The organism is Haloarcula sp. JP-Z28, from assembly GCF_011440255.1.
GTDB lineage: Archaea > Halobacteriota > Halobacteria > Halobacteriales > Haloarculaceae > Haloarcula > Haloarcula marismortui.
Genome location: NZ_JAAOHT010000138.1, coordinates 1 through 3,132 on the forward strand (window position 1 = coordinate 1; position 3,132 = coordinate 3,132).

The 3,132-nt window shown below is 53.5% G+C and carries 3 protein-coding genes; all 3 read right to left on the reverse strand.

All coding sequences use genetic code 11. From position 1 onward, the window contains the following. Positions 1–6: 6 nt before the first annotated feature. The 3 genes from G9463_RS23440 to G9463_RS23450 all read right to left on the reverse strand — a co-directional run bounded on the left by G9463_RS23440 (position 7) and on the right by G9463_RS23450 (position 2,939). Positions 7–333, reverse strand: a complete 327-nt coding sequence (locus tag G9463_RS23440) for a hypothetical protein (protein ID WP_165897976.1) — start codon at positions 331–333, stop codon at positions 7–9. A gap of 476 nt (positions 334–809) precedes the next feature. Beyond that, positions 810–1,514: a hypothetical protein gene (locus tag G9463_RS23445; RefSeq protein ID WP_165897977.1), complete on the reverse strand. Its 705-nt coding sequence runs from the start codon at positions 1,512–1,514 to the stop codon at positions 810–812. Between the two features lie 90 nt (positions 1,515–1,604). After that, positions 1,605–2,939 carry a restriction endonuclease gene (locus G9463_RS23450; RefSeq protein WP_193569720.1) on the reverse strand — a complete coding sequence of 445 codons (1,335 nt, stop codon included), beginning with the start codon at positions 2,937–2,939 and terminating at the stop codon, positions 1,605–1,607. Positions 2,940–3,132: the final 193 nt, after the last annotated feature.

Here is a 3,132-nt window from a genome sequence, read left to right on the forward strand (position 1 = left end):
TTTTAGCTAACTGAACGACGTTGCTTGTGAAGCGGGAGATCTTAGACATGAATCATCGGCGGTTTCCCGCTTCATCTTCCTAGTTCTGACGGTCGAAGCCGACGCCGTCCAGTGATTCACCAGAGCCGGTTGAATCCAATCGTCAATCGTATCGCCTTCGTCGTCCTCGTAATTCTGAACGGTTTCATATTCCTCTTCAAACAAGGAATGTAACTCAGAGAGTGATTCTCTGGCTTTTTCATCACAGTTCCATTCAGGCCGTCGTCGCAGTTCTTCTTGAAGATACCTCTCGTTGAAGAGATAAGAATTCGTATATGGTTCTTGACCGCTCATACGCGGTTATCATAATGAGGGTAAATAAAATCGATTGATAGAGGTCAGTTATCTGTGAATTCAACGATGGTTACAACCTACTTGGGGAATTCATTTTTCCCGTCTCCCACGCAGGGCCCTCTGGAGAAGTCACCGGAAAGGTTCACGTAGTCATACCCTCATGTTACTCCATCTTGAGAGGTTTTCGATAGTTAATAATTAGTAGTTAGGGATACAGCCATTTGAGGCTCCTGATTCACTAGTCCTGATTATCGCGCTAATATTGGCCAGTCTCATGAGGGGAGTGCCGCTAGTTGGCTTATAGCTTATTAGCAGATCGATTGGCACTCCGAAGTGAGCCTCGACGCACTGGCGCTTAACCACTGAAGAGACTCAGGGTATTGCTGACTTGGTCTCCGAGGAACCAAGGGCTGAAACACGCTTATTTTGCTTTACTCTATCCTCATATCTCAAGATGGCCTTCCCAACTAGTCCATCTACTCCCAGTCCCAGTCTAGCGAAGTCTGCAGTTCTTGGTGCTGGGTCAGGAAGTCCGCTCGATACTCTGCAGGCATTTTTTCGAGAGCCCATACATCCAGTTTCTCAGCCATGAACAACTCGGGGAACGACTCAATCTGCCGAATACCCTCAGACTGGATGGCTCCCGACAACAGGTCCATTTCCCAGTGTTCTTCGGTCAAAGCGACTGTCTGTAACGCTTCATTCAATGAGCGCTGTGTCCGCTCAACCGGGCTCGATTTCCGGCCTCCCTCTGCTGAGGGGCCGTACACGACCCACTCGACACCATCCGTTAACATCCCATATGGCGAGACAAATCCCTCGATACCCAGATATTCCTTTATTTCCTCACGCCCACGCTCGGCGTTATTCAGCGCTTTCACCTCACCGATGTACGGAATCCCAGTGCTTGTGAGCCTCAAATCTGGCCACCGTTTGCGATGTACGCCGACACTTCGAGGTTCAAGCTGATAGGTTAGCTCGACTGCCTCTAACAGTGGCTCAACGAGATTATAACGAGTGTACGCCTCTGGTTTATACTCCAACTCAACTTCGTTGAGTGTGGCCTTGCCGAAAAGGAGCTTCTTGAATTCAGCATCGGATACATCCGAATCTAATTGCCCGAGAAACTCGTCGAGAGTACGGTGGACCCTCCTTGCTGCCGCGGCAGTGTCGACGGCCATATACCATGCATTTGGGTACGGTCGTGATTTAGTTTTCCTCAACAGATGAATAGGAAAATTTTGTTTCAAGCCTTCGACAGTGCCTGCCGCTCATTTTTTTTTTTCAACAACCCCATCGGAAACAATTTCCCCAGACTTCTCCAGGAGCTCTCGGCCCATCGCTGCGGATGTCGCCAGCCGATACCGCTTCTCGTCCCGCTTGACGACCCCAAGAGCCGGATGAGATAACAACACCAGCGAGTCCTCGATTGCCGCTGCATCGGGCACACCGTCGTCGAGCATCCCGACGAGGATGTGATGAATCTCAGTCGGTGTGTGCCACCCGCCGCCCCGTTCCAGCGCGTCAAGTACGGCCACCAGCTGCTCGGCAGCCGTAAGTCGAGCCCCGATTATATCGTCGATGTCGTCAAGACGGTCGTCCTGAAACGCACCCGGCTCGAACAACACTGGCGCGATAGCCTCTGGCGTTAGCCCGTAATGGTCCGATCGTTCGACCAGCGCCGCCAGCCGTTCGGCGTCCAGTAACACTAATCCGTCCCGGTTGGCGTCGTCAATCGCGGCCGGCCGGAAGCCTGGAGCGACCACGACCGCGTGCTCGGCCCCACATGCGTCCCGATGACCGCGAATTCGGGAAGCATCTGGCGACTGTAATGACCCGCTGCCACGGGCTTTGACCTCGATAATCGCGTGCACCGGCGCGATCACCTGGACATCGGTGTCATCACCACCCTCAATCCACTGCGAATCGAATCCCAACCGTGAGAACGCCTTCGCAACCAACTGCTCGAAGGTGTCCGGGTCCGAGCCGTTCCGACTCGCATCAACGAGCCGGGAACCAAGCGCTATCTCGGCGTTCTCGCTGTCCGTCCCATTGTCATCCTCCTCATCGACAATATGGACCTTCGATCCCGATTCAGTGAGTTCGCTAATCGCCGTCTCGACGGAGTCGTACGTCTCGTGTACGTCCCGAATGCGACTATCGGCGACGCGGGTGAAGCCCTGTGGCCGGTAATTCTCATCGTACCCGACGAGTTTATTGAACGGCTCAATATCGACCTCAATCTCCTCGAAATCCGTAAAGAAAGTCAGATACTGCCATGCGTTGTCGATATCCCACGGGTTCCCCTCCACGTCGTACAGGTGCTCCGCGAGCTCGAAATCGTCGAGTGTATTCAGGACCCGCGCCTGAGCGATGAAGCCGCCGTCGCGGTACACAAGCGCGATATCGCCCTGGGAGACGTTTTGCCACTTGTCTTCGACGGAAGTCCCCCACAACCGAATCGGCTCGTTATCACTCGCTCTGGCGGTAAAATTCTCTTCTAAAAATGCGGCGAGCTCCTCGGGTTGATATCCCTCCTGGACCGACCGACGATAATCCTCGTAGGCGTCCTCACGCCCAGCTGTGAAAATCACGATGCCGACCATTTTCTAGCGGTGAACACCTATCAGTAGAATAAAGCCGTCGGTCGGGTACTAGGCTACAGGAAGGACCTATTCACCTATGGAAACGCTGCTGTCTACACAAACCACCGTTTTCGACAAAATAGTTTCGCCGTACTGTGGTCTGCTGTTCTCCCAGCTGGCAGGCGGCGGATATCTTCAGGCGGTGCGGTCGCGG

Excerpts from the sequence above, each read along its gene's own strand:
- G9463_RS23440 (WP_165897976.1), bottom strand. The coding sequence starts at position 333 with ATGAGCGGTCAAGAACCATATACGAATTCTTATCTCTTCAACGAGAGG.
- G9463_RS23445 (WP_165897977.1), bottom strand. The coding sequence starts at position 1,514 with ATGGCCGTCGACACTGCCGCGGCAGCAAGGAGGGTCCACCGTACTCTC.
- G9463_RS23450 (WP_193569720.1), bottom strand. The coding sequence starts at position 2,939 with ATGGTCGGCATCGTGATTTTCACAGCTGGGCGTGAGGACGCCTACGAG.